The following is a 25,004-nucleotide window of genomic DNA, read 5'->3' as shown; positions in this document are numbered from 1 at the left end:
CGTCATGAAGCGCCTGCGCCATTTCCTGTCCTCGATGGTCGGGCGGTTGTTCGTCATCCTGCTGTTGGGCATGAGCGTGGCTGCGATCGGCGCGACCATGCTGGCCACCTCCAAACGCCAGCAGGAGTTCGAGCGGCAGAACCTGAACCGCATCGCCGACCGCCTGCAGGGCTACGTCAACCTGCTCGATGGCAATCCCGAACTGCGCGAGCGACTGCTTGAGATCGGTGGGCCCAGCGTGCGTGCGCTGCAGCCCGGCGCGCGTCTGGGGCGGGCGGATACCGCACTGATGGAAGTCCTGGATGACCGGCCCGGCCCGGTGTCGCGCGCGCATGTGCATTTCACCTCGTTCCGTTCCTGCATTCCCAAGCTGCAGGATCTGCTGCCGCCACCGCCGCCGGGGCACCGACGGCATCCGCGTGAGCGCGATCCGGCCTTCATTCCGCCCAAGTGCCGCGCGGTCGATGTGACGCTCAACGACGGTACGCTGCTGAAGCTGGCGCTGGATTCGCCAGCAGTGGCCCACAACGGCATTCTGGCCGTGGACCCGTGGTTCCTGACCCTGCTGGTGCTGGCCATCGCGGTGCTGGCCTACATCGTCGCGCGCATGGCCAGTGCGCCGCTGCAGGAGCTGGCGGCAGCCGCGGAGGATCTCGGCGACGATCTGCAGCGCGATCCACTGCCGTTGCGCGGGCCGCGCGAGGTGCAGCGCGCCGCCGAGGCCTTCAATGCCATGCAGCACCGCCTGCAGCGGCACCTGGCCGAACGCACGCAGATGCTGGCGGCGATCACCCATGACCTGCAGACCCCGTTGACCCGCCTGCGCCTGCGCCTGGAGAACGTCAGCGACGAGGTGCTGCGCGAGCGCCTGATCGGCGATCTGGCGGCGATGCAGGCACTGGTGCGCGAAGGCCTGGAGCTGGCCCGCAGTGCCGAGAGCGCCGAGCAGCGCGCCGCGCTGGATCTGGATTCGCTGCTGGAAAGCATCGTGGAAGACGCCGCAGAGGGTGGTGCCGACGTGGTCTTCGAGGGCGGCACCGGTGCGGTGCTGATGTTGCGCCCGCTGGCCATGCACCGTCTGTTCTCCAACCTGGTGGATAACGCCGTGATGTATGCCCACCGCGTGCGCGTGCGGGTGGAGCGCAGCGGCGGCACGATCACGGCGATGGTGTCCGACGATGGCCCGGGCCTGGCGGAAGACCAGCTGGAGGCCGTGTTCGACCCGTTCGTGCGGGTGGAAACCTCGCGTTCGCGGGAAACCGGCGGCGCCGGGCTGGGCCTGACCATCGCGCGCGCCCTGGCCGAGAAGGATGGCGCGCGGCTGTGGCTGCGCAACCGTGCCGAGGGCGGTCTGGAGGCGGTGGTGCAGTGGCCGGCCAGTGCGCAGGTGGTGCCGCCTGGCCGGCCCGGCTGACCCCGCCGTCCGCACGCGATGACGCCGGGGCCAGGGTTTGGCCTATCATCTGCGCATCTCCCCAGTTTCTCCCCGATGAGTCAGCCCGTTCCTGACGGCACGCCGTTCCGCGTTGCCCGGTCGTTCCCGCTTGCCGCCATGCCCTGCAGCCGCTACCGGCCACTGCCGCCGAGCTGATGGGCAGGTCAGGGGACAACGGGTGCTGGGTGGAGCGCCGCGTTTCGAAGGCCAGGCAGGCACTGCAGCGCGGTCTGCTGTGGCTGTTGCTGGTGCTGGCGCTGCCGCTGGCCGCGCAGGAGGGCGCGCCGCCGCTGCGCGACTACGCCATCGACGTGTGGACCTCGCGCAATGGCCTGCCGCACAACTCGCTGCGCGATATCGCGCAGACTCCCGAGGGGCACCTGTGGTTTGCCACCTGGGAAGGCCTGGTCCGCTACAACGGCCTGGATTTCACCGTGTTCGACCGCAGCACCCGCCCGGGGCTGCGCGACAACGGCATCGGCGCACTGCTGGTCGATCGGCAGGGAGGGCTGTGGATCAGTGATTCGCGCGGTAACGTCAGCCATCGTGGCAACGACGGCCAGTGGCGGGTCTGGGAGCATCAGGCCGACACCCCGCAGGTGCTGATCCAGTCCATGCAGATGGACAGCCAGGGGCGCCTGTGGCTGCTGTACGAAGGCAAGGGCATCGGCTATCTCACGCCGGACAAGGGCATCGTCTACCAGGCGCCGGCGGCCGACCTGCCGATGGCGATGAGCTTCACCAAGCTGGTGGTCGATGCGCAGGACCGGGTCTGGGTTGGCACGCTTGACGGGCTGGTGCTGCGCGACAACGACGGCGTGCTCAAGCGCGCGCCCGCGGCGTGGGGCCTGGGGGCCGGCACCGGCCTGTCCTGGCCGTACCGGGCTCCTGATGGCGCGCTGTGGATCGTCGCTGGCGAGCGCCTGTACCGCGTGGAGGACGATCAGCTGGTGCTGGTGCACCGGCTGCCGGGACAGCTGCACATGACCTCGATGCTGCAGGACCGGCACGGCGACCTGTGGCTGGGAACCGAGAACCAGGGCCTGCTGCGGATCTCGGCGCATGGCCTGGAACGATTGCCGGCCGGCCTGAACCTGCCGGGCGGGCGCGTGGTCAGCCTGCGCGAGGATGCCGAAGGCAGCATCTGGGTGGGGGCCAACGGTGGCCTGTATCGCCTGCGCGAAACACTGTTCAGCAGCTACACCGAGCGCGATGGCCTCAGTGGCGACTATGTGCGCACGGTGCTGGAGGACCGCGACCGCCAGTTGTGGGTCGGTAGTGCCAGTGGTCTCGATCTGCAGACACCCGATGGCCGCTTCCGCGCGGTTCCGCTGCACAACCGCGGCGGCAAGGCGCCATCGGTATTGAGTCTGGCGCAGGGGCCGGACGGCGACCTGTGGGTCGGTACGTTCGGCGACGGCGTTTACCGGCTGGACCGCGATGGCAGTCTCCGCCACAACTATGCGGCAGCCGACGGCATGCCGGGTGGCAACATCCGCGCGATCAGTGTCGATCCGCAGGGCAGGGTCTGGGCGGGTACGCAGAAGGGCGTGGTACGCATCGACGGCGACCGGGTGCAGGTGTCGACTGCCCCGGGCACGCCCGGTGGCCTCATCACCGCACTCGAGCATGACCACCAGGGCAACCTGTGGATCGGCACCATCGAGGGCATCCGCGTGCTGCGTGGCGACCACGTGCAGTCGATCGACCTGGCACCGATGGGCGGGGGCCGCAGTGTGTTCGGTTTCCACCAGCTGGGCGACGCGATGTGGATCAGCAGCGACCGCGGCCTGTACCGTTGGCTGGACGGAAAGCTGGCGCGCGTCGGCCTGGAGCAGGGCATGCCGGTGGATGCGGTGTTCCAGCTGGTGCCGGACCGTCTTGGCAACGTGTGGATCAGCAGCAACCGCGGCGTGCTGCGCACCGACATGGCGACCCTCAATGCCGTGGCCGATGGCCGCGCACCACGAGTGGTGGTGGAGCGCTACAACGAGATCGACGGCATGGCCAACGCGCAGGCCAACGGCAGCTCCGGGCCATCGGCCATCCTGCGCCAGGACGGCACCTTCTGGGTGGTCACCGCCGGAGGCCTGAGCACCGTCGACCCGCAACGCCTGCAGCGCTTCCGCGAGCGCCCATCACCGCCGGCAGCGATCGAGAGCGTGCAGGTGGATGGCGCACCCGTGCATTGGGGATCCGCTATCGCACGCGGCTGGATGGCCTGGACACCGGCTGGGTCGAGCGCGGCCCGCAGCGCAGCGTCGAGTTCGTCGGCCTGCCTCCGGGTGACTACACCCTGCACGTGTCGGCGGCGCATCCAGGCGGGGCCTGGGGCCAGCAGGAAGCCGTGTGGAGCTTCACGGTGGAGCCGTTCTGGTGGCAACGCCGCAGCGTGCAGCTGCTGGGCGGGTTGTTGCTGCTGGCTGGGCTGGTGGTGCTGTACCGCCTGCTGCTGCAGCAGCTGAAGGCCAGCAACCTGCGCCTGGCACGGCGCGTGGACGAGGCAACCTTCGACCTGCAGGCCAAGACCGTGCACCTGCAGGCGCTGAACCAGGAAAAGACCGAGCTGGCCGAGCGCCTTGCACGGCAGGCCGAGGCCTTTGAACGGCAGGCGCGCGAGGATGCGCTGACCGCGCTGGCCAATCGCCGTGCCTTCGATGAAACGCTGGCGCGCGACTTCGCCCGTTCACAGCGCAGCGGCCACCCGCTGTGCCTGGTGGTGCTGGACATCGACCACTTCAAGGACGTCAACGACCGCCACAGCCACAGCATCGGCGATGCGGTGCTGGTGCAGGTGGCCAGGCTGATCGCCGCGGCCTGCCGCGATTCGGACCTGCCCGCGCGTACCGGTGGCGAGGAGTTCGCGCTGCTGCTCAACGACACCCGCCTGGAAGAAGCCGCGCAGCTGTGCGCGCGCCTGCGCGGCCTGTTCCATGACCACCCCGACTGGGCCGGTGTAGCGGGCCTGCGCGTGACCTTCAGCGCAGGCCTGGTGGAACTGGATGCCGATGACCGCACCCCGGCGCTGCTGTACCAGCGCGCCGACCGCGCGCTGTACCGCGCCAAGAGCGACGGCCGCGATCGTACGAGTATTGGTTGATCGCATCCACGCATGGCGTGGATCTACTGGTGTTGCCGTACCAACCGGCGGTGCCGACCAACGGTCGGCACCCACCAGAGAAGTGATCCACCCCAGAGGTGATCGGCAGCCCCCAACGAGCGCAGCGACCCGCTGTTGCTCCCGCTTTTCTGATCTTCCCGTGGCGCTCGCTGGAAACTGTCCGTGGCCGGGCGGGTGGGCTGCGCAGGGGCGTGAGCCGCATGGATGCGGCGACCGAGCTTACAGGGACGTACTTGCAGCGTCCCCTGCGCAGTCCACCCGCCCGGCCCTACCAGGAATCGCTGTCAGCCCGCCACGAGGGGCTCCGCCGTTGGCCGCGTCACCGCGGCCAGGCGTTGGCAATGGTGCAGAACAGCCGTGCGGTCTGTTCGGTGTCATACACCGCGCTGTGTGCTTCGTTCGCATCCCAGCCCAACCCGGCGGCCGTGGCCGCACGCGCCAGCACCGTCTGCCCGTAGGCGATGCCGGCCAGGGTGACGGTGTCGAACACGCTGAACGGATGGAACGGATTGCGCTTGTGGCCGGTCCGGGCCACGGCGGCGTTGACGAAGCCCAGGTCGAAATGGGCGTTGTGGCCGACCAGGATCGCGCGCTGGCAGCCGTACTTCTTCATCGCCGCGCGTACCGGGGTGAAGATGTGGTCCAGTGCGGCCTTCTCTTCCTTGGCCAGCCGGAACGGGTGGTCGAGGATGATGCCGGTCACTTCCAGCGACTTCGGGTCGATCTCCAGGCCCTCGGCCGGCACCACATGGGCACTGGCGGTCTGGCCGGGGTAGAGCAGGCCGTTCTCGTCCATCTCGATCGGCACCGCGGCGATTTCCAGCAGGGCGTTGCGCTGGCTGTCGAAGCCGCCGGTTTCCACGTCCACCACCACCGGCAGGAAGCCGCGGAAGCGTTGTGACATCGCGCGCTGCGCCTGGGGGATTGCGGAATCGGAGGCGGCGGCAGGTGCGGGAGTGGGGTCATTCATGCGTGAATTCTATCAGAGCGACCCTGAGCGCCCGGCCAGCCTGTGGCGCACGGGTTCCCTGCGCAGGAGCGTGTCGACCAAGGTCGACACCCACCGGTGCACCGCGCGCCCAGGATTCCGGTAGGTGCCAACCTGGGTTGGCACGGTGCGCGCCGACCAGGGTCGCCATCTACCGGACTGCGGGCCGTGCCGTCGTGCCCGATGGCTGCCACCGTGCCAACCACGCATCCACGCTCAGCCTGCCGGCGCCGCTGAAAATCAACGGCAGCAGCATCGCCATGAACAGCACCGGCAGCTTGAAGTTGCCGAAGCCCTGGTCAGTGATCGCATAGCCCATCGCGAGGTCGCCCAGCGAGTCCCATTGCATCGGCCAGTGCACGGCGTAGGTGGCCACCACGGTCAATACCAGCAGGCTGGCGGCGGCGAAACGCGTACCGAAACCCAACAGCAGGCAGGCCGCGCCGACCAGTTCGAACCAGGTCGCCAGCTGCCAGTTCAGCGTGCTCGGCAGCTGATCGAACGGGAACGGAAAGGCATCCTGCAGGTCGGCGAACCAGTTCTGGCCGTGCAGCTTCTCGCGGCCGGATTCGAAGTATTCCCAGGCCAGCAGCAGGCGCAGGCCGAGCGGGGCCAACCAGGGGGCGAGACGGTCCAGCTGGCCACGCGCGGTGGCCAAGGTCGGAAGGTTCATCAGGGGGTCTCCGCGAATGATGTGTGTCAGGGAGGGGGTGTGAGCGGGCCGATCACGCCGGCCTGCAGGAACTGCCGCAGCAGCGCGGCGCCGGGTCCGGCCAGCGCGTCCTCGGCCAGGCCGTGCGCGGCGGCCAGACGCTGCAGGTAGGCCTGACCATCAAGGCCAGGCTGTTCGCCGATGCTGGACAGCAGGAACACCGCCAGAGGGCTGAGCGCGGCGAATCGCACCTCGCCGTCGGCATCGCGGCGCACCAGAAGGCCAGTCGGCTCGGCCGGCGGCTCGGTCGGTGCGTCCTCGGCGCCGAGCCTGTGCACGGGCCACTGGTACAGCAGCGGCCATGCCAACGGCGAGCGCTGCAGCGGTAGCCGCAGCGGGTCAGTGTCGTCCTGCGCCGGCAGCGGTTCGGCATCCAGCTGGTACAGCGCGGTTTCCACCCACTCGTAGTGGGCCAGTTCGGCCAACGCCGGATGCGGCAGCTGTGGCTGCGCCTGCAGCCACTGCACGAATTCGGCGGCCAGTTCGGTGAACAGCGGTGTCTGGCAGCGATGGGTCGCGAAGTACTGGCGCACCAGTCCGCTCCAGGTCGGTTCGCCGAGCAGGCGCACGCAGACCGGGAAGCCGTTGCTCAACAGGCCGAGCAGGTTGTTGAACAGCAGTCGTTGGTATACCGCGACCCGGCGTGATTCCAGCCCGGCCGGTGGCGGCACGCCCTGTGGATCACGCAGATGGGCAGTGAATGCGTGCTGCTGCGCGCGTAGCGTGTCGGGAGCATCAGCCATGTGCGCCCCCGGCGTGCGTCGCCTGCAGGCGCCGGATGGTCTGCAGCTCGCCCTGCAGTTCGGCGTAGGGTGGGAAGTTGAAATCGCGCTCAAGCAGGGTGGGGCGCGGGCCGATGCGCGCATAGGTGCGTGCCAGCAGCGCCCAGACCGGGTCGATCACCGCACTGCCATGGGTATCGATCTTCAGGTCCGGTGCCTCGTCCAGGTGCCCGGCCACGTGCAGGCAGACGATGCGATCTGCGGGCAGCCCGGCAATGAAGGTGTCGGCGTCGTAGCCGTGGTTGCAGGCGTTGACGTAGACGTTGTTGACGTCCAGCAGCAGGTCGCAGTCGGCCTCGGCGAGCACGGCGTTGGTGAAGGCCAGCTCGTCCATCGCCGGCTCCGGCGCCAAGTAGTAGGACACGTTCTCCACTGCGATGCGGCGACCCAGCAGGTCCTGCACACGGGCGATGCGTGCGGCGGTATGGCGCACCGCTTCGTCGGTAAATGGAATCGGCAGCAGGTCGTACAGGTGGCCGTCGTCGCTGCAGTAGCTCAGGTGCTCGCTGTACAGCGGCACGCGGTGCTTTTCCAGGAACTGGCCGACCTGTTCCAGCAGCCGGGTATCCAGCGGCGCACTGCCGCCCAGCGACAGGGACAGGCCGTGGCAGCTCAGCGGATGGCGCTGTGCCAGCTCGGTCAGTGCATCCCCGGCAGGACCACCGACATGGATCCAGTTCTCCGGTGCGCATTCGAGGAAATCGAAGTCGCCCGCCGGTGCATCACGCAGCTCCTGCAGCAGCGCCCGGCGCAGCCCCAACCCGGCGGCCGCCGCACGAAGCGGCGACCGCGGGCTGACGACGCTGGCGCGGACGTCAGTGCTTGCCACCGCACTTGCCTTCGCCACACTTGCCTTCGGCCGCCTTCTTGTCGCCGGACGTGGCCTTGGCGCCTGCCGCAGCGCCGGCAGCCTTGCCCTTGTCGGCGCCGCACTTGCCTTCGGCGGTCTTGCCGTCGGCGCCACACTTGCCTTCGGCATGCTTGGTCGCGTCAGCGGCCATCTTGGTGTCTGCGGCCTTGGCGTCGGTACTGGCCTTGGCTGCCTGCCCGGCAACCAGGTAGCCCTGGGCGAGGTCGCTCATGCTCAGGGCCGAGGCACTGGCGGTCATGCCCAGGCCGGCGGCCAGGGCGGTAGCAGTCAGCAGGGACAGGGTCTTGTTGGAACTGCTCATCGGTCGTGCTCCTGGGTGGTGTGGGCGGGTGCCCGGATGGCCGGCAGGGATGCCGGTGGAAACGATGGTGCAGCGATCCTACTCAACGAATCCTCGCCAAGAACTCAAATTTTCGTGAGGTTTGTTACAGAAGCATCCGGAAGGTTCGCACCGGGCACGCCCGGCGCCCACAACGCGGGTGGAACACCCCAAAAAAGAAGGCCGCTGTCACCAGGACAGCGGCCACCTTGGAGTCAACTCCGGTGTTGCAGTGCAGCGTCAGGGCTGGCCGGTGCTGGAGGTCTCGTCGCGCTTCTCGCGCGGCGGCAGCGGCTGCTCCCCGTGCACCAGGAACCATACGTTCTCGGCGATGTTGGTGGCGTGGTCGCCCACGCGCTCCAGGTTCTTGGCCATGAACAGCAGGTGCGTGCACGGGGTGATGTTGCGCGGGTCTTCCATCATGTAGGTCAGCAGCTCGCGGAACAGCGCGGTGTACTGCGCGTCCAGGCGAGCGTCGTCCTCGCGCAGTTCCAGTGCGGCGTCGGCGTCGTTGTCGCGGTAGGCGGCAATGGCACGACGGACCTGCTGCGCGGCCAGGCGGCCCAGCGCACGCAGGCCCTGGATCTGCGGCAGCGGCGGCACCTTGCCCAGCGCGATCGAACGCTTGGCGACGTTGGCCGCGTAGTCGCCGATACGCTCGATGTCGGCCGGGATGCGCAGGCCGGCGAGGATCTCGCGCAGGTCGCGCGCCATCGGGCCGCGCAGGGCCAGGCGCATCACGTCATGGCTGATCTGCTGCTCCAGCGCATCAATGGCTTCGTCGTTGGCGATGATGCGATGGGCGGCGTTCTCGTCGCGCTTCTCGATCACGTCCATCGACGCTTCGAGCTGGGCGACGGCCATCTCGCCCATGCGCACGATCTCGGCCACCAGGCGCTGCTGCTCTTCGTCGTAGCTCTTGACGATGTGGTCGTTGGGAAGGTTCATGGTCTGCAATCCGGGTAGAGCCAGGCCGTGCCTGGCTGGGACATGTGGCGAAGGATCAGCGTCGATCAGCCGAAGCGACCGGTGATGTAGTCCTCGGTCTGCCGCTGCGACGGCTGCGAGAAGATCACTTCGGTGCGGTCGTGCTCGATCAGGTCGCCCAGGTACATGAAGGCGGTGTAGTCGGAAACGCGCGCGGCCTGCTGCATGTTGTGGGTGACGATGACGATGGTGTACTCGTGCTTGAGCTCCTCCACCAGCTGCTCGATGCGGCTGGTCGAGATCGGATCCAGCGCCGAGGTCGGCTCGTCCAGCAGCAGCACCGACGGGCGCAGCGCCACGGCACGGGCGATGCACAGGCGCTGCTGCTGGCCACCGGACAGGCCCAGCGCGCTCTGCCCCAGCTTGTCCTTCACTTCGTCCCACAGTGCGCCCTGGCGCAGTGCCTGCTCGACGCGGTCGGCCATGTCGGCCTTGCTCAGTTTCTCGTGGTGGCGGATGCCGTAGGCCACGTTCTCGAAGATGGTCATCGGGAACGGCACCGGCTTCTGGAACACCATGCCGACCTTGCTGCGCAGGCGGTTCATCGGGTACTTCGGCGACAGGATGTTCTCGCCGTCCAGCAGCACTTCACCGCGCGCTTCCAGCTTCGGGTACAGCGCGTAAATGCGGTTGAAGATGCGCAGCAGGGTCGACTTGCCGCAACCGGAGGGACCGATCAGCGCGGTCACGCGCTTTTCCGGAATCTCCAGGTTGATGCCCTTCAGGGCGTGGAACTTGTCGTAGTAGAAGTCCAGTCCACGCGCAGCCAGCTTCACCGGCGACGGCGTGTGCAGGCTCTCGTGCGAGGACGGCACGGCGATGCGCTGCATCGGCACGGCGTTGGAAAGGTCGTTCATGGCGTTGTCCACGGAAAGGTCAGTCATGGGAGATACGGTTGCGCAGCAGGATGCCGCGGGCGGCAAGGCTGACCAGCAACACGAAGACAGTCAGCACCAGGGCACCGGCCCAGGCCAGCACCTGCCAGGATTCATACGGGCTGCCGGCGAACTGGTTCATCACCACCGGCACCGAGGCCATCGGCTGGAAGATGTTGTTGTTCCAGTACTGGTTGCCGAAAGCGGTGAACAGCAGCGGAGCGGTCTCGCCGGAGATGCGGGCCAGCGCCAGCAGGATGCCGGTGATGATGCCGGCCGACGCGCTGCGGTACAGCACCTGCACGATCACCTTCCACTGCGGGATGCCCAGCGACAGGGCCGCTTCGCGCATCTGCGAGGGCACCAGCCGCAGCATCTCGTCGGTGGTGCGCACCACCACCGGTAGCACGATGAAGGCCAGCGACAGGGCACCGGCGAACGCCGAGAAGTTGCCGCCGGTCTGCATCACGTACAGGGTGTAGACGAACAGGCCCAGCACGATCGACGGTGCCGACAGCAGGATGTCATTGACGAAGCGGACCACGGTGCCGGCCTTGCGGGCGTTGCCGTACTCGGCCAGCCAAGTACCGGCCAGCACGCCCAGCGGCGTGCCGATGCCGATCGCCAGCGCACACATCACGGCACTGCCGAAGAAGGCGTTGGCGAGGCCACCGTCCTGCATCGGCGGCGGCGTCATCTTGGTGAACAGGTCCCAGTTGATGCCGGCCAGGCCTTTCGAGGCCAGGGTGAACAGGATCCAGCCCAGGAAGAACAGGCCGAACAGCGCGGTGGCGCAGGAGGCGGTGATCGCAACGACGTTGCCGATGCGGCGGCGCAGGTACAACGAATCAGCGGTGGTGGACATCAGTTGCCCTCCTTGCGGGACAGGCGCATCAGCATCAGGCGGGCGATGGCCAGCACCACGAAGGTGACGATGAAGAGGACGAAGCCGAGCAGCAGCAGGGCCGAACGGTAGGTTTCAGTGGCTTCGCCGAAATCGTTGGCGATCAGCGCGGCGATGGTGGTGCCCGGCTCCAGCAGCGACGGCGACAGGCGCACGCTGTTGCCGATCACGAAGGCCACCGCCATCGTCTCGCCCAGGGCGCGGCCGAGGCCGAGGAAGATGCCGCCGATCACTGCCGAGCGGGTGTAGGGCAGGACGATGTCCCAGCTCACTTCCCACTTGGTGGAGCCCAGCGCGTACGCCGACTCCTTCAGGCGGGTCGGCACGGTCAGGAACACTTCGCGCATCACCGAGGAGATGAACGGAATGACCATGATGGCCAGCACGAAACCGGCGGTGAGCATGCCGATGCCCAGCGGCGGGCCCTGGAACATCGGGCCGATGATCGGCCATTCGCCCAGGGTCTCGTTGAGGAACGGGGTGACGTACTCGGTCATCACCGGCACCAGCACGAACAGGCCCCACATGCCGTAGATGATCGAGGGAATGCCGGCCAGCAGTTCGATGGCGGTACCGACCGGGCCACGCAGCCAGCGCGGCGCGACTTCGGTGAGGAAGAAGGCGATACCGAAGCTGACCGGCACGGCGATGACCATCGCGATGACGGCGGTGACCAGGGTGCCGTAGATCGGGGCGAGCGCACCGAACTTGTTTTCGACCGGATTCCAGTCGGCGGAGAAGAAGAAGCTCAGGCCCTGCATCTGCAGGGCATGGCGGCCGCCCCACAGCATCGACAGCGCGGCGCAGGCCAGGGCGATCAGGACGAAGATGACGGTGCCGACCAGCACCCATCGGAACAGTTTGTCGTTGCGGGCATCACGCGCATCACGCGTGGACGGGGCGGCTACAGGCTGGGCGATGGCATTCATGGGGACGGCAGGGCCAGGAAGGGGCGGGGCGGCACGGCGTGGAAGAAGCGGTGCCCGCGTGGGGCGGGCACCGTCGTGTCCATCACTTCAGGTCGGTCGCCCAGTAGGCCTCGATCTGCTTGACCAGTTCGGCCGGCAGCGGCACGTAGTGCAGCTCGTTGGCCTGCGCCTGGCCGTTTTCGAAGGCCCACTTGAAGAAGGCCAGGGTGTCCTGGTTGCGCTTGGCGTCCTTCGGCTTCTTCTGCATCAGCATGAAGTTGGTGGCGGTGATCGGCCACGCCTGCTCGCCCGGAGCGTTGGTGATGACCAGGTTGAAGTCCTTGGCGCTGGCCCAGTCGGCGCTGGCGGCCGCGGCGGCGAAGGTTTCCGCGCTCGGCTCGACCCAGTTGCCGGCCGCGTTCTGCATGGCGGTGTACGGCATGCCGTTCTGCAGCGCGTAAGCCAGTTCGACGTAGCCGATCGAGCCCTTGATCTGCTTCACGTAGGAAGCGACGCCTTCATTGCCCTTGCCACCGACGCCGTCCGGCCACTGCACCGAGGTGCCTTCGCCGACCTTGCTCTTCCACTCCGGGCTGACCTTGGACAGGTAGTTGGAGAAGTTGAAGGTGGTGCCCGAACCGTCCGAACGGTGGACCAGGGTGATCTTGCCGTCCGGCAGCTTCACGCCCGGGTTGGCGGCGACGATGGCCGGGTCGTTCCAGGTCTTGACCTTGCCCAGGAAGATGTCGGCCAGCAGGGCGCCGCTCAGGCGCAGCTTGCCGGCTTCCAGGCCTTCGATGTTGACCACCGGCACCACGCCGCCGATGGCGGACGGGAACTGCGCCAGGCCGGCCTGGGCCAGCTCTTCGCTGCTCAGCGGCTTGTCGGAGGAACCGAAGTCGACGGTGCCGGCCTTGATCTGGGCAATACCGCCGCCGGAGCCGATCGACTGGTAGTTGATCTTGGCGCCGGTGCTGGTGTTGTAGTCAGCCGACCACTTGGAGACCAGCGGGAAGATGAAGGACGCGCCCGCGCCGGACACTTCGGCGGTCACCTTGGCACCGGCAGCGGCCGGGGCGGCGGCGCCGTCGGCAGCCGGCTGCTGCGCGGCCTGCTTGTCGCCACCGCAGGCCGACAGGCCCAGGGCGATGGCCAGGGAAAGGGCGGCGAGGCCGGCCGAGTGCAGTTTCATGGTCACTCCATAGCGGGGAAGAGCCGACGTGGTCGGCGGATGCGGCTATGAAATGATGTTTTTGTTACAGCCGTATTACGACCATGACAGGGGTGTCCTGGATCACGTTCTGACAAGGGTTTCACAGGATTGGCGCCGATCCGGCAGGTGCCCGGAAACCCCCGATCTGCGCACCGATATGACGGTCGGTTGGCCCTTGTAGAGTTGAGCCATGCTCGACTGCTCCCTGCTCTCGGTAGGTGCGGACCGTTGGTCCGCACGCTCCAGCACCCAGCCGAGCGTGGGCTCGTCTCTACAAACGCTCCTGCCTTTGCTCCTGCCTTCCATGACCCCACCGCGCCCCCGATGAACAGTCGAGAGGCGGTGGGCTAGGGCGTGCAGGACCGTCCACGGCATGGATGCCGTGGACGAGCCCCCAAGGGTGAGGGCGGTTTGCCTGCGAGGCACTGCCTCGCAAGCGCCCGAACGCACAGCCGCCAGCGGCTGGGCCGGACCGCGGAGCGGGGTTTACGGCGTGTCCTGCACGCACTGGCCCACCGACTCCCCCATGGATCAGCGAAGGCGCAGCGCTCTTCACGACCCATCCCCCAAAAACAAGAAGAGCGCGAGATCTCGAGGATCTCGCGCCCGGGTGGGAGCGGCGGGGGAGAGAGGACCCGCCGCCCCCGTTCCTGCGGGGGAACGCGCTTGCTTACTTCAGGTTCTGCGACCAGTAGGTCTCGATCTGGCGGACCAGGCTGTCCGGCAGCGGCACGTAGTCCAGCTGGCGGGCCTGGGCGTCGCCATTCTTGTAGACCCAGCGGAAGAACTCCTGGGTCGCCTTGCCATTGGCAGCATTCTTCGGCGTCTTCTGCACCAGGATGAAGTTGGTGGCGGTGATCGGCCAGGACTCGGCGCCCGGCGCGTTGGTCATCACCAGGTAGAAGTCGCGGGCGTTGGCCCAGTCGGCGCTGGCGGCAGCGGCTGCGAACGAGGTGTCGCTCGGCTGCACGAACTTGCCGGCGGCATTCTTCATCGCGGTGTAGGAGAGCTTGTTCTGCAGCGCGTAGGACAGTTCGACATAGCCGATGCCGCCCTTGATCTGCTTCACATAGGCGGCAACACCTTCGTTGCCCTTGCCGCCGATGCCGGCCGGCCACTGCACCGAGGTGCCTTCACCGACCGAGCTCTTCCACTCCGGGCTGACCTTGGACAGGTAATTGACGAAGTTGAAGGTGGTGCCCGAGCCGTCCGAACGATGCACGACGGTGACCTTGGCGTTGGGCAGGGTCACGCCCGGGTTCAGCGCGGCGATGGCCGGGTCGTTCCAGGTCTTGATCTTGCCCAGGAAGATGTTGGCCAGCACCGCGCCGTCCAGCTTCAGCGCGCCCGGCGCGATGCCGGCCACGTTGACCACCGGCACCACGCCGCCGATCACCGACGGGAACTGCGCCAGGCCCGCAGCAGCCAGGTCTTCCGGCTTCAGCGGCGCGTCGGAGGAGCCGAAATCAACGGTCTTGGCCTTGATCTGGGCAATGCCGCCGCCGGAACCGATGGACTGGTAGTTGACCTTGTTGCCGGTTGCGGTGCTGTAGTCGGCCGACCACTTGGACATGACCGGGTAGATGAACGATGCGCCCGCGCCGGTGATATCGGCGGCGTTGGCGGCGAACACGGACGATGCGGCCAGGATGGCGACAGCGGCGCGCGACTTGAAGGCGTGGATCACGGGGAGACTCCTGGGGTGGTGGTCGAAGGGCGGTTGCCCGACGTTTCGGTGCACATTCCATAACGGTTGCGTGACACCCCCGCGTCTGTCATATGACGCGGGCGTGACACGCGTCATTAGCGATGTCACGTCCGCTGCGCCGGCAGGGCAGCGCGGCTACCGATGCAACGACGAAGGCACGGCCGGGGCCGTGCCTTCGCGGGTCAACGCAGGGGGCTGGACTTACCAGAAGAACTGCGCGCGGGCTTCCAGGATGTTGGGATCGTCGTTGACGAAACCGCGCGCCGTGGAGCTGTACTTCTTGCTGTCGACCATCACGTAGTTGAGCATCAGCTTGAAGTTGGAACGCAGGTACCAGTTGGCGCCCACGGTCCAGATGTCCATCTTGCCACCCAGCACGCCATCGACGATCGGCGGGCGACCGGCAACCGGGTTGGCGGCGAGGTTGCCGTCATTGAGGTCCATGTGGTCGTAGCGCACGCCCAGCTGCCACTGCCCGCCGGCCGGGTTGTTCGGCAGGCCGGTGCCCGGGGTGCCGCCCTTGTAGCTCCAGGTCTCGCCGGTGACGTTCCACACGCCGCTGATGTAATAGCCGTCGCTGGTGTAGTTGTCGTGGTCGTAGCGCTTGGCCTTGCTGGTGTAGTACTCGGCCTGGGCCTTGAACGGGCCCTGGAAGTACATCGCTTCGGCACCGATGGTGCTGACGCGGTCGGTGTCGGTCAGGTTGCCGCTGTCGACCAGGCGGGCCGTGGCGAGGTCGGCATTCGGACGTGCACGCACGCGCAGGGTGTCGGCGTCGGTGTCGTAGTTGACGTAGCTCAGGCCGAAGTGCAGGACCTGGCCCTTTTCATTGATCGGGGCCCAGGTGCCACGCGCGCCGTAGCCGCTGCCGTGGGCCAGGTTGCGGGTCAGCTCGCGGCCGAAGGCGCTGGCAGTCACCGACCAGTTGTCCTGGCCGTAGCTGTACGCGCCGCCCAGGCGGCGGGCGATGGCATAGGTGTTGGTGACCGCTGCCTTGGAAATGAAATCGTTGTTCTTGGTGCTGGACAGTTCTTCCAGGCTGTTGGGCTGCTTGAACTGGCCCAGCTGCAGGAAGTGGTTGGCGTTGCCCAGCAGCTTGTACTTCACGTTGGTGTCGAGGAACTTGTCGGCCTTGGCGTCATAGCCGACCACCCACTCCACGTTGCCCGGGCCCTTGCCCTTCAGCACCAGCTCGGCGCGACGCAGTTCGAATTCGCTGTTCTTGCCATTGCCGGCGTCGCCACCGTTGAGGTCGGCCACATCGTTGTGGAACCAGTTGCCATCGGCCTGGACCAGGCCTTCGAAGGTGATTTCCGAACCGCCGATCACGTCGATGGCGACTTCGGCGTGTGCAGCCGGCACATACAGCGCAGCAGCCACGGCCACCGTCAGGAGTTGGTGATGCAGTTTCATGGAGAGGAGCCTTGCAGGCAGGTGGGAAGATGCGCGCAGGCTAGAAGGTAAAGATTGCGTAAATGTGACAGTTCACGCGCGGCAGACATCCACCGCAGGCCCCGTCACGGCAGGGCCTGCCATTGAACCCGCTTGCGTATGACGCCCGGATTGCGCCTTGGTTGCAGTCGATCCACGCCCTGCATGGATGCGGCCGTCACTCGGCCGGGGTCTTATCCTTGAACCGGCACAGATCGGCGATCACGCATCCCGGGCAATCCGGCTTGCGCGCCTTGCACACATAACGTCCGTGCAGGATCAGCCAGTGATGCGCGTCGAGCAGGAATTCGGCGGGGATCACCTTCACCAGCTTGTCTTCCACTTCGCGCACATTCTTTCCCGGGGCCAGGCCGGTACGGTTGGAGACGCGGAAGATATGCGTGTCCACCGCCATCACCGGCTCGCCGAAGGCGGTGTTGAGCACCACGTTTGCGGTCTTGCGGCCCACGCCCGGCAGTGCTTCCAGCGCATCGCGATCGCGCGGCACTTCACCGCCATGCTTTTCCAGCAGGATCGCGCAGGTGGCGATCACGTTTTTCGCCTTGGCGTTGAACAGGCCGATGGTGGCGATGTACTGCTTCAGTCCTTCTTCGCCAAGCGCGAGGATCTTCGCCGGGGTGTTGGCGACCGGGAACAACCGGCGCGTGGCCTTGTTGACGCCGACGTCGGTGGCCTGCGCCGACAGCGCCACCGCCACCAGCAGCTCGAACGGCGAGCTGTACTCCAGTTCGGTCTTCGGGTGCGGGTTGAGTTCGCGCAGGCGAGTGAACATTTCCACCACGTCGGCGCGCGGCATCGTGCCGCCACGCCGCGCCGGGGCGCGTGCGGTTTTCTTCGTGGTCGCCATTACTGCTCCTTGCCGCTGGCGCGGGCCTTGGCCCGGGCGAGGATGGCGGCCGCTGCGGCGGGCAGGGCGGGCTTCACGTCCGGCGCCGGGGCGGGCGTGCGCCGCGCGTCGCGTTCGGCTTCGCGGCGGGCCAGTCGCACCGCACGCGCGCGGTAGCGTTCGCGTGCCGCCCAGGCGGCCTGAAGCTGCTGCTGGGCCTGCTGCAACCGCTGCGGGAGTTCCGGGTGGCCGGGCAGCAACTGCGCGTCGTCGGCGCCGGCGACATAGTCCATCAGCCCGGCCTGCAGGGCGCCGTCGAGATCGTCTGCCTGGACCCGGGCAAACAGCTGCGCGGGGTTGGGTCGGGATGCCATGGCGTCAGCGGTTCTGGAAGGCCGGCGGGCGGCGCTGCAGGAAGGCGCTGGTTCCCTCGCGCATGTCCTCGGTGGCGAACAGCAGGCCGAACTGTGCGCTTTCGTATTCCAGCCCGGCTTCCAGGCTGCATTCGCCGCCCACGTGCACCGCATCGAGCAGGCCGCGCAGGGCCAGCGGCGCCGAGCGTGCCAGCTGCCGGGCGATGTCCTGCACGCGGTTGTCCAGCGCGTCGGCCGGTACCACCTCGTTGACGATCCCCAGTTCCAGCGCACGTGCGGCATTGATCGGTGCACCCAGCAGGCATAACTCCAGGGTGGCGGCGCGGCCGCACAGGCGCAGCAGGCGCTGGCTGCCGCCGAAGCCGGGAATCAGCCCGAGATTGATTTCCGGTTGGCCGACTTTGGCGGTATCGGCGGCAATGCGCAGGTGGCAGGCCATGGCCAGTTCCAGGCCGCCGCCCAGGGCAAAACCGTTGACGCGGGCGATGACCGGTTTGGGCATGCGCTCGATCTGGCGCATCAGGGCCTGGCCCAGCAGCGAGAAATCACGTCCCTGAACCGCGCTGAGTGTGTTCATCTCGGCGATGTCAGCGCCAGCCACGAACGCCTTCGGGCCGGCACCGGTCAGCACCACCACGCGGATCTCCGGGTCTGCGGCGGCGGCGCTGAAGGCCTCGGCCAGGGCCTGCAGGGTCGCGGCGTTCAGGGCGTTGAGCTTGTCCGGGCGCTGGACGGTCACGGTGCGGATGGCGCCGTCGTCGGTGACAGCGATCAGGGCATCGGCCACGGGGAAACTCCTGGAACGTTAAAAAAAAGTGATATTGAACTCCGCGAACGCAGACGGGTCATAGCCTGCATCGTGAGTAGCGGTTACACGTTGCGCCCGTTATCCTAACCCGTCGCCTCAGGGCGGCGCAGAACGTCCCTGAGTTACCACCCCTGGAGAACTGTTTGATGAAGTTGCGTTCTATCGCGGTCGCCGTCGCGGCCCTGGCCCTGACGGGCAATGCCTTCGCCCAGGACGTCTCGTCCGAAAAGGGCAAGCTGAGCTACTACTTCGGTTACGACTACGGCAACAACCTGGCGGAGCTGACCGGTCGTGGTGAGCAGCTGGACATCAACTCGGTGGTGAAGGGCCTGCAGGATGCCTACGCCAAGAAGCAGCCGGCGATCACCGCCGAGCAGCTGAAGCCGGCCGTTGAAGCGTTCCAGAAGCGCGAGCAGGGCCGTGCCCAGGCTGCCAAGGCCGAGTACGAGAAGGCTGCTGCCGAAAACAAGACCAAGAGCGATCAGTTCATCGCGGCGAACAAGGCCAAGGCCGGCGTGCAGTCGCTGCCGAGCGGCGTCCAGTACCGCGTGATCGAAGCCGGCAAGGGTGCCAAGCCGACCCAGGCCAGCACCGTGCAGCTGGAAGTGGCCGGCCCGTTCCCGTACGGCCAGCGCCCGACCGAAGCCCGCCCGGCCCAGCAGATCCCGTCGATCAAGGTCAGCGAAGTCGAAATGAAGGCCATGCGCGAGACCCTGCTGCAGATGCCGGCCGGCTCGAAGTGGGAAGTCACCCTGCCGCCGGACCAGGCCTACGGTGCGGACCCGCGCACCCCGTTCCCGCCGAACGTGGCTGTGCAGTTCGAGATCAAGCTGGTCAGCGTCAAGTAAATCGAAGCAGTAAACCAAACGCGCCGGTGATTCCACCGGCGCGTTTTTGTTTGCGCAGTGCCTGACGGTAGAGTCGACTGTCGGTCGACTGCTCTTGGGTCACATCGGGAAACGCCCGCGCTGCGCGCGAGTCGACTGACAGTCGACTCTACCGTCCGACCGGCCCACCCGCGCAAATTCAGCCCGTTCGCGCTACTGTTGCCGGGTGCAAACAATGGAAGAAACGGCGCGTGTTGTCGCAAGTCCCTGCATCGGCGTGTGCACGCTGGATCCGCACCGGCAGTGCACCGGCTGCGGGCGTCATATCGATGAAATCGCACGGTGGTCGTCGATGAGCAACGACGAACGCAGTCGCATCCTGCATCGCGTGCAGCCTTTGCGGGCGCAGCTCCAGCAATCACTGCGCGGCTCGCTGGCCGACCACGAACGTTTGATGCGCGCGCTGCATCCGTTGGCCGATCCGCCGGCCGGCGATGGCTGGAACCGCAGCGAACTGATCGATCTGCTGCCGCCCGGGCCTCCGGTGGAAGCGGCCGTGCTCGCGGGAATCGTGCCGCGCGCCAGTGGCGCGCAGGTGATCCTCACCCGTCGCACCGAAACCCTGCGCACGCACGGTGGCCAGGTCGGATTCCCCGGCGGCCGCACCGAGCCCGACGACCGCGACGCCCTGGCGGCAGCATTGCGCGAGAGCCAGGAAGAAATCGCCTTGGCTCCGGGCCAGGTGCAGGCGCTGGGCTATCTCGATCCCTTCGTGACGATCACCGGCTATCGGGTCACCCCGGTGGTGGCGGTGGTCGATCCGGACTTCGTGCCGGTGCCGCAGCCCAGCGAAGTGGCCGAGGTGTTCGAGGTGCCGCTGGACTACCTGATGGCGGCGGACAACCTGCGCCAGGTCGAAATCAACCATCGCGGCCGCATCCGTCACGTCCTTGAGTACAGCTGGCCCGGCCAGCGCATCTGGGGTGCCACCGCGGCCATTCTCTACAACCTGCGTCGCCGCCTGGAGCAAGTGCAATGAACCCGATCGATCCGCCGTGGACCACCCTGGTCGATGTCGCCACCCTGGCTGCCGCGTTGGGCGAGGGCATCCGCGTGGTCGACGCACGCGCCACCGCCAGCACCGCGGTGCGCGTGGTTGATGCGCGTTCCTCGCTGGCCGATCCGCAGGCGGGTAGCGGCCAGTACCTGGCAGGTCATATCCCGGGTGCGGTGTATGCCGATCTGAATCGTGACCTGTCCGATCTGTCGCGCGTCGGCCATGGTCGCCATCCGCTGCCGGACAGCGATGCCTTCGCCGCGAAGCTCGGCCAGTGGGGTATCGGTCCTGACACGCAGGTGGTGGTCTACGACGGCAGCGACGGCAGCATGGCCGCCTCGCGCCTGTGGTGGCTGCTGCGCCTGATCGGGCACAGCAAGGTGGCTGTGCTCGATGGTGGTATCGCCGCGTGGCAGGCGGCTGGTCATCCGCTGGCAACCGGGCAGGGCGAAGTCACCGCGCTGCCAACTTACCCGGGCCGTTTTGACACCACCCAGATCGCCAATGCCGAGGAGATCAGCGCACGCCTGAAGCACGCGCCGGGCTGGCTGGTCGACGCACGCGCGAGTGAACGCTTCCGTGGCGAAGTGGAGCCGCTGGACCCGGTCGCCGGCCACGTACCCGGCGCGGTCAACCGTCCGTTTGCGTTGAACGTCGCCGACGGCCGGCTGCGCGATGCACAGGAACTGCGCGCCGAACTGCAGGGTGTGATCGGCAACCGTGATCCGCAGCAGGTGGTGCTGATGTGCGGCTCCGGCGTGACCGCCTGCCACCTGCTGCTGGCGATGGAAAGCGCAGGCCTGAGCGGCGCACGCATCTACGCCGACTCCTGGAGCGGTTGGGTGAGCGACAGCAGCCGCCCGGTGGCGACCGGCACCTGAGAAGCGCGGGGTCGGATCTGTTTTCCAACGGAAAACGGCTCTGACCCCATCGAGCGTAAATCGGGGCCAGAGTCCGTTGCGTCGCCATGGGATCGACTCCGTGCCGACCAACGGTCGGCACCCACCAATTCGTGGAGCGGGTGGGTGAGCGACAGCAGCCGCCCGGTGGCGACCGGCGCCTGAGAAGCGCGGGGTCGGATCCGTTTTCCAACGGGAAACGGCTCTGACCCTATCGAGCGTAAATCGGGGTCAGAGCCCGTTGCGTGGCAACGGGATCCGACTCCGTGCCGACTAAGGTCGGCACCCACCAACAGCGGCAGAAATCTGTCGAAGGCGGGGTGGGGCCGGTTGCGGGGGTGTCCGCGGCATGGATGCCGCGGCCAAGCCCCCATGGACGGGTTTACGGCGTCCCCCGCAACCGGGCCCACCCCGCCATCCCCGGAATGCCAGCTCTTGACGTTGCCGTTGACGTTGCTTCTGCGGGTGCAGGGCGCAGCCCTGCCACTTACCCAACCGGCTGCAGTGGCACCTTCGCCAGCACCCGCGCCCACGGGAACAACGGCCCCGGATCACGCTTGCGCGCCACCATCAGCGTCGGATCATCGCTGGCCGGCACCTGCTCCCGATCCAGCTGGTCATGCCCGGCAATCCGCTGCAGCGACGGATAGCGTGCCACCAGCGCCAGCAGCAGCTGCTCCAGCGCTTCCAGCTGCGCCTCGGTGTAGGCCTCGTCCATCGCCTGGTGACGGCTGTCGAACCAGTGCGGGTAGCGCCCGGTATTGACCAGTTCGATACCCAGCGTATGCGCGTTCATGCCGCGCACGTGGTGGGCCACCCGTTCCGGTGCCACGTACTGCACCACGCTGCCATCGCGGTCGATGTAGAAATGCCCGCTGTTGCCGGCACCACTGTCGTACAGCACACGCTCGCCGTACTCGCGGGCCATCGCCAGGTCGGGCAGCTCGGTGCAGTGGATCACCACCATCTCCAGCGTGGCCGGGTCGCGCAGTGGCAGGCGGTCTTCGTAGGGCAGGGGCTGCAGCTGCAGGCCGGGCAGGAGCGGGTTGGGCATCCGGCGATGCTAGCATTGCGGCATGAACCTGCCTTCCCTTTCCTTGTCGGCCCGTTCGTGCGTAGCGCACGCATGAGCCGCGGCCACTGCATCCTGTCCCACGGCTTCGAGAGCGGCCCGGAAGCGACCAAGGTCACCGCGCTGGCCGAGGTGGCACAGCGCCTGGGCTGGACCCACGAGCGCCCCGACTACACCGACCTGGACGCGATGAGCGAGGTCAGCCGGGTGGGCGACGTGCCGACCCGCCTGCGCCGCCTGGTCGAGCGCGCCGCCATCGCTGCCCGGCAGGGGCCGGTGGTGCTGGCCGGCTCCAGCCTGGGCGCCTACATCTCCGCCATCGCCTCGTTGCAGGTGCCGGTGGCCGGCCTGTTCCTGATGGTGCCGCCGACCACCATGGGCCCGATGCCGGCGCTGGATGCCGCCGCCGTGCCGACCACCGTGGTGCAGGCCTGGCATGACGATGTGGTCCCGGCCGCCGGGGTCATCGCCTGGGCGCAGGCGCGTTCGGCGCAGCTGCTGCTGGTCGACGACGGCCACCGCCTGGAACGCCACGTGGAGGCCTCCGCGCAGGCCTTTGAGCGCCTGTTGCGGCAACTGTGAAGCCCGGGCGCACGGCGCGCCCGCCCGCATTGACTACAATGGCAGCCCTGCCGCCCCCGGCGCGGGCCTGCCGGCCGTGCCTACGGCCCTCCTTTCCGACCGGCCCGGCCCCTGTGCCGCGCCCGACCACCTGCGAACCGACCCCGTGAAATTCTTCGTCTCCTGCGCCAAGGGCCTGGAATACCTGCTTGCCGATGAACTGTCGGCCCTGGGCCTTGGCAAGGCCACTGCCACCATTGCCGGCGTCAACGCCGAGGGCGAACTGGAGCAGGCGCTGCGGATCGTGATGTGGTCGCGCCTGGCCAGCCGCGTGCTGTGGCCGATCGACGAGTTCGACTGCCCGGACGAGCAGGCTCTGTACGACGGCGTGCGTGCGCTGCCGTGGCATGAGCACATCAAGCCGGAGATGACCCTGGCGGTGGACGCACACGTGTCCGGCGACAAGATCACCCATGCCCGCTTCGCCGCGCAGCGGATCAAGGACGCCATCGTCGATCGCATGCGCGATGAAGGCCTGGAGCGTCCCTCGGTCAACACCGACCTGCCTGATGTGCGCGTCAACCTGTCGCTGCGCAAGGGCCGCGCCTCGCTGTCGATCGACCTCGGCGGTGGCCCGCTGCACCGCCGTGGCTGGCGCGGTGCTGCCCACGAGGCACCGCTGAAGGAGAACCTGGCCGCCGCGCTGCTGCTGCGCGCGCAGTGGCCGCGCCTGCATGCCGCCGGTGGCGGCCTGCTGGACCCGATGTGCGGCAGCGGCACGCTGCTGATCGAAGGCGCGCTGATGGCCGCCGACGTCGCCCCGGGCCTGATGCGCCATGGCAGCCTGCCGCCGAGCCGCTGGCTGGGCTTCGACAAGGCGGCCTGGAAGACTATCCAGAGCGAAGCGCGCGATCGCGAGGCCGCTGGCCTGGCCGCGCTGAAGCCGGTCATCCACGGCAGCGACATCGACCCGACCGCGATCCAGGCGGCACGCGAGAATGCCGAGGTCGCGGGCGTCGCCCACGCGATCCGTTTCACCCGTGCCGACGTTGCCGACCTGGCCGCGCCCGAACAGGAGATCGGTGCGGTGGTCTGCAACCCGCCGTACGACGAGCGCCTGGCCGCCGATCCGGCGCTGTACCGCGCACTGGGCAACGCCCTGCAGAAGGCGGTGCCGCAGTGGCGTGCCAGCCTGCTGTGCGGCAACGACGAGCTGGCCTTCGCCACCGGCCTGCGCGCGGGCAAGAAGTACCAGATGTTCAATGGTGCGCTGGAATGTGCGCTGATCGTCTGCGACCCGATCGCCGTGCCGGGCCGTGATCCGGCACAGCTGCGCGAGCTGAGGGAAGGCGCGCAGATGGTGGCCAACCGCCTGCGCAAGAACCTGAAGAAGTTCAAGAGCTGGCGTGCCCGCGAAGACATCACCTGCTTCCGCGCCTATGACGCCGACCTGCCGGAGTACGCGGCCGCCATCGACGTCTACGAGGAAGACGGCGGCAAGCGCCGTACCTTCCTGCACGTGCAGGAATACGCCGCACCGGCCGCGATTCCGGAGAACGACGTGCGCCGCCGCCGCAACGAGCTGCTGGCTGCCGCGCGCGAAGTGTTCGGCGTGCCGCCGGAACAGGTCTCGATGAAGTCGCGCGAGCGCGGCAAGGGCGGCAGCAAGTACGGCCGCTTCGAGCAGCGAGATGAGTTCATCGTAGTGCGCGAGAACAACGCACTGCTGCAGGTGAACCTGTTCGACTACCTCGATACCGGCCTGTTTCTCGACCATCGTCCGCTGCGCCGGATGATGGCCGAGCAGGTGCGTGGCAAGCGTTTCCTCAACCTGTTCTGCTACACCGGCGTGGCCAGCGTGCAGGCCGCCGTGGCTGGTGCCGCCAGCACCACCAGCGTCGACCTGTCGGCCACTTACCTGCAGTGGTGCTACGACAACCTGGCGTTGAACGGGCAGGGCGGCAACCAGCACCTTCTGGTGCAGGCCGATGCGATGGCCTGGCTGGAAGGTGACCGTGGCCAGTACGACGTGATCTTCTGTGACCCGCCGACCTTCTCCAACTCCGCGCGTGCCGATGACTTCGACGTGCAGCGCGAACAGCTGAAGCTGCTGCGTGCGGCGGTGGCGCGGCTGGCCCCGGGCGGCGTGCTGTATTTCTCCAACAACTTCCGCCGCTTCAAGCTGGAAGAGAACGCCATCGCCGAATTCGCCCAGTGCCGCGAGATCACCGCACGCACCATCGGCCCGGACTTCGAACGCAACGCGCGCATCCATCGCGCGTGGGAGCTGAAGCGGTTGGGGTAA

General features: G+C 67.6%; 22 protein-coding genes and 1 pseudogene. 7 read left to right on the top strand and 16 right to left on the bottom strand.

Going from position 1 to position 25,004, the window contains the following annotated elements; genetic code table 11:
* The first annotated feature begins 4 nt into the window (after positions 1-4).
* Together JLDANKMP_RS01840 and JLDANKMP_RS01835 are read left to right on the top strand one after the other, a co-directional pair.
* Positions 5-1,414 carry an ATP-binding protein gene (locus JLDANKMP_RS01840; protein WP_005408780.1) on the top strand — a complete coding sequence of 470 codons (1,410 nt, stop codon included), beginning with the start codon at positions 5-7 and terminating at the stop codon, positions 1,412-1,414.
* A 176-nt stretch (positions 1,415-1,590) separates the two neighbouring features.
* A pseudogene (locus JLDANKMP_RS01835) lies at positions 1,591-4,535 on the top strand (two-component regulator propeller domain-containing protein).
* A 340-nt stretch (positions 4,536-4,875) separates the two neighbouring features.
* On the opposite strand, the gene rnt reads toward JLDANKMP_RS01835, so the two are convergent.
* The 15 genes from rnt to JLDANKMP_RS01760 form a co-directional block, all read right to left on the bottom strand.
* Positions 4,876-5,460: a ribonuclease T gene (gene rnt / locus JLDANKMP_RS01830; RefSeq protein WP_005408782.1), complete on the bottom strand. Its 585-nt coding sequence runs from the start codon at positions 5,458-5,460 to the stop codon at positions 4,876-4,878.
* Positions 5,461-5,695: 235 nt separating this feature from the next.
* A complete protein-coding gene (locus tag JLDANKMP_RS01825) occupies positions 5,696-6,217 on the bottom strand; it encodes a DoxX family protein (RefSeq protein ID WP_059033839.1) in 522 nt (173 codons plus the stop codon).
* Between the two features lie 26 nt (positions 6,218-6,243).
* Positions 6,244-6,999 (bottom strand): putative DNA-binding domain-containing protein, encoded by a 756-nt coding sequence (locus JLDANKMP_RS01820; protein ID WP_212560389.1) that lies wholly within the window; start codon positions 6,997-6,999, stop codon positions 6,244-6,246.
* Complete coding sequence (locus JLDANKMP_RS01815; RefSeq protein ID WP_111117838.1) at positions 6,992-7,867, bottom strand: DUF692 domain-containing protein; 876 nt, start codon at positions 7,865-7,867, stop codon at positions 6,992-6,994. The genes JLDANKMP_RS01820 and JLDANKMP_RS01815 overlap by 8 nt, the downstream gene beginning before the upstream one ends.
* On the bottom strand, positions 7,854-8,210 hold the full coding sequence (locus JLDANKMP_RS01810; protein WP_005408786.1) for a hypothetical protein: 357 nt from the start codon (positions 8,208-8,210) through the stop codon (positions 7,854-7,856). The genes JLDANKMP_RS01815 and JLDANKMP_RS01810 overlap by 14 nt, the downstream gene beginning before the upstream one ends.
* Positions 8,211-8,468: 258 nt before the next feature.
* Positions 8,469-9,176, bottom strand: a complete 708-nt coding sequence (gene phoU / locus JLDANKMP_RS01805; protein ID WP_005408787.1) for a phosphate signaling complex protein PhoU — start codon at positions 9,174-9,176, stop codon at positions 8,469-8,471.
* Between the two features lie 65 nt (positions 9,177-9,241).
* Entirely contained in the window at positions 9,242-10,072 is an 831-nt protein-coding gene (gene pstB, locus JLDANKMP_RS01800) for a phosphate ABC transporter ATP-binding protein PstB (protein ID WP_005408788.1), read from the bottom strand.
* A 19-nt stretch (positions 10,073-10,091) separates the two neighbouring features.
* Entirely contained in the window at positions 10,092-10,955 is an 864-nt protein-coding gene (gene pstA, locus JLDANKMP_RS01795; RefSeq protein ID WP_005408789.1) for a phosphate ABC transporter permease PstA, read from the bottom strand.
* The gene (pstC, locus tag JLDANKMP_RS01790) at positions 10,955-11,923 is read right to left on the bottom strand and encodes a phosphate ABC transporter permease subunit PstC (protein WP_005412771.1); all 969 of its coding nucleotides are present in this window, start codon (positions 11,921-11,923) and stop codon (positions 10,955-10,957) included. The genes pstA and pstC overlap by 1 nt, the downstream gene beginning before the upstream one ends.
* 82 nt (positions 11,924-12,005) lie before the next feature.
* The gene (gene pstS / locus JLDANKMP_RS01785; RefSeq protein WP_005408791.1) at positions 12,006-13,094 is read right to left on the bottom strand and encodes a phosphate ABC transporter substrate-binding protein PstS; all 1,089 of its coding nucleotides are present in this window, start codon (positions 13,092-13,094) and stop codon (positions 12,006-12,008) included.
* A 691-nt stretch (positions 13,095-13,785) separates the two neighbouring features.
* Positions 13,786-14,802, bottom strand: coding sequence for a phosphate ABC transporter substrate-binding protein PstS (gene pstS / locus JLDANKMP_RS01780; RefSeq protein WP_005408792.1), 1,017 nt, complete (start codon positions 14,800-14,802; stop codon positions 13,786-13,788).
* 222 nt (positions 14,803-15,024) lie between these two features.
* Positions 15,025-16,236, bottom strand: a complete 1,212-nt coding sequence (locus JLDANKMP_RS01775; protein ID WP_212560388.1) for an OprO/OprP family phosphate-selective porin — start codon at positions 16,234-16,236, stop codon at positions 15,025-15,027.
* A 196-nt stretch (positions 16,237-16,432) separates the two neighbouring features.
* Positions 16,433-17,122 (bottom strand): endonuclease III, encoded by a 690-nt coding sequence (gene nth / locus JLDANKMP_RS01770; RefSeq protein WP_012479638.1) that lies wholly within the window; start codon positions 17,120-17,122, stop codon positions 16,433-16,435.
* The gene (locus tag JLDANKMP_RS01765; RefSeq protein WP_212560387.1) at positions 17,122-17,475 is read right to left on the bottom strand and encodes a hypothetical protein; all 354 of its coding nucleotides are present in this window, start codon (positions 17,473-17,475) and stop codon (positions 17,122-17,124) included. The genes nth and JLDANKMP_RS01765 overlap by 1 nt, the downstream gene beginning before the upstream one ends.
* 4 nt (positions 17,476-17,479) lie before the next feature.
* Positions 17,480-18,262: an enoyl-CoA hydratase-related protein gene (locus JLDANKMP_RS01760; protein WP_012479639.1), complete on the bottom strand. Its 783-nt coding sequence runs from the start codon at positions 18,260-18,262 to the stop codon at positions 17,480-17,482.
* Positions 18,263-18,429: 167 nt separating this feature from the next.
* On the opposite strand from JLDANKMP_RS01760, the gene JLDANKMP_RS01755 reads away from it, so the two are divergent.
* The 3 genes from JLDANKMP_RS01755 to JLDANKMP_RS01745 all read left to right on the top strand — a co-directional run bounded on the left by JLDANKMP_RS01755 (position 18,430) and on the right by JLDANKMP_RS01745 (position 21,048).
* On the top strand, positions 18,430-19,131 hold the full coding sequence (locus tag JLDANKMP_RS01755; protein WP_005408797.1) for an FKBP-type peptidyl-prolyl cis-trans isomerase N-terminal domain-containing protein: 702 nt from the start codon (positions 18,430-18,432) through the stop codon (positions 19,129-19,131).
* Between the two features lie 214 nt (positions 19,132-19,345).
* Positions 19,346-20,149, top strand: a complete 804-nt coding sequence (locus JLDANKMP_RS01750; RefSeq protein WP_024957875.1) for a CoA pyrophosphatase — start codon at positions 19,346-19,348, stop codon at positions 20,147-20,149.
* Positions 20,146-21,048: a sulfurtransferase gene (locus JLDANKMP_RS01745; RefSeq protein ID WP_212560386.1), complete on the top strand. Its 903-nt coding sequence runs from the start codon at positions 20,146-20,148 to the stop codon at positions 21,046-21,048. The genes JLDANKMP_RS01750 and JLDANKMP_RS01745 overlap by 4 nt, the downstream gene beginning before the upstream one ends.
* A 505-nt stretch (positions 21,049-21,553) precedes the next feature.
* Here JLDANKMP_RS01745 and JLDANKMP_RS01740 read toward each other — a convergent pair.
* On the bottom strand, positions 21,554-22,120 hold the full coding sequence (locus tag JLDANKMP_RS01740; RefSeq protein WP_005412776.1) for an N-acetylmuramoyl-L-alanine amidase: 567 nt from the start codon (positions 22,118-22,120) through the stop codon (positions 21,554-21,556).
* Positions 22,121-22,192: 72 nt separating this feature from the next.
* On the opposite strand from JLDANKMP_RS01740, the gene JLDANKMP_RS01735 reads away from it, so the two are divergent.
* On the top strand, positions 22,193-22,720 hold the full coding sequence (locus JLDANKMP_RS01735; RefSeq protein WP_024958728.1) for an alpha/beta hydrolase: 528 nt from the start codon (positions 22,193-22,195) through the stop codon (positions 22,718-22,720).
* A gap of 145 nt (positions 22,721-22,865) precedes the next feature.
* On the top strand, positions 22,866-25,004 hold the full coding sequence (gene rlmKL / locus JLDANKMP_RS01730) for a bifunctional 23S rRNA (guanine(2069)-N(7))-methyltransferase RlmK/23S rRNA (guanine(2445)-N(2))-methyltransferase RlmL (protein ID WP_212560385.1): 2,139 nt from the start codon (positions 22,866-22,868) through the stop codon (positions 25,002-25,004).

This window comes from Stenotrophomonas sp. PE591 (assembly GCF_018320795.1).
Classification (GTDB): domain Bacteria; phylum Pseudomonadota; class Gammaproteobacteria; order Xanthomonadales; family Xanthomonadaceae; genus Stenotrophomonas; species Stenotrophomonas maltophilia.
This window is presented reverse-complemented; position numbering and strand designations above follow the sequence as displayed.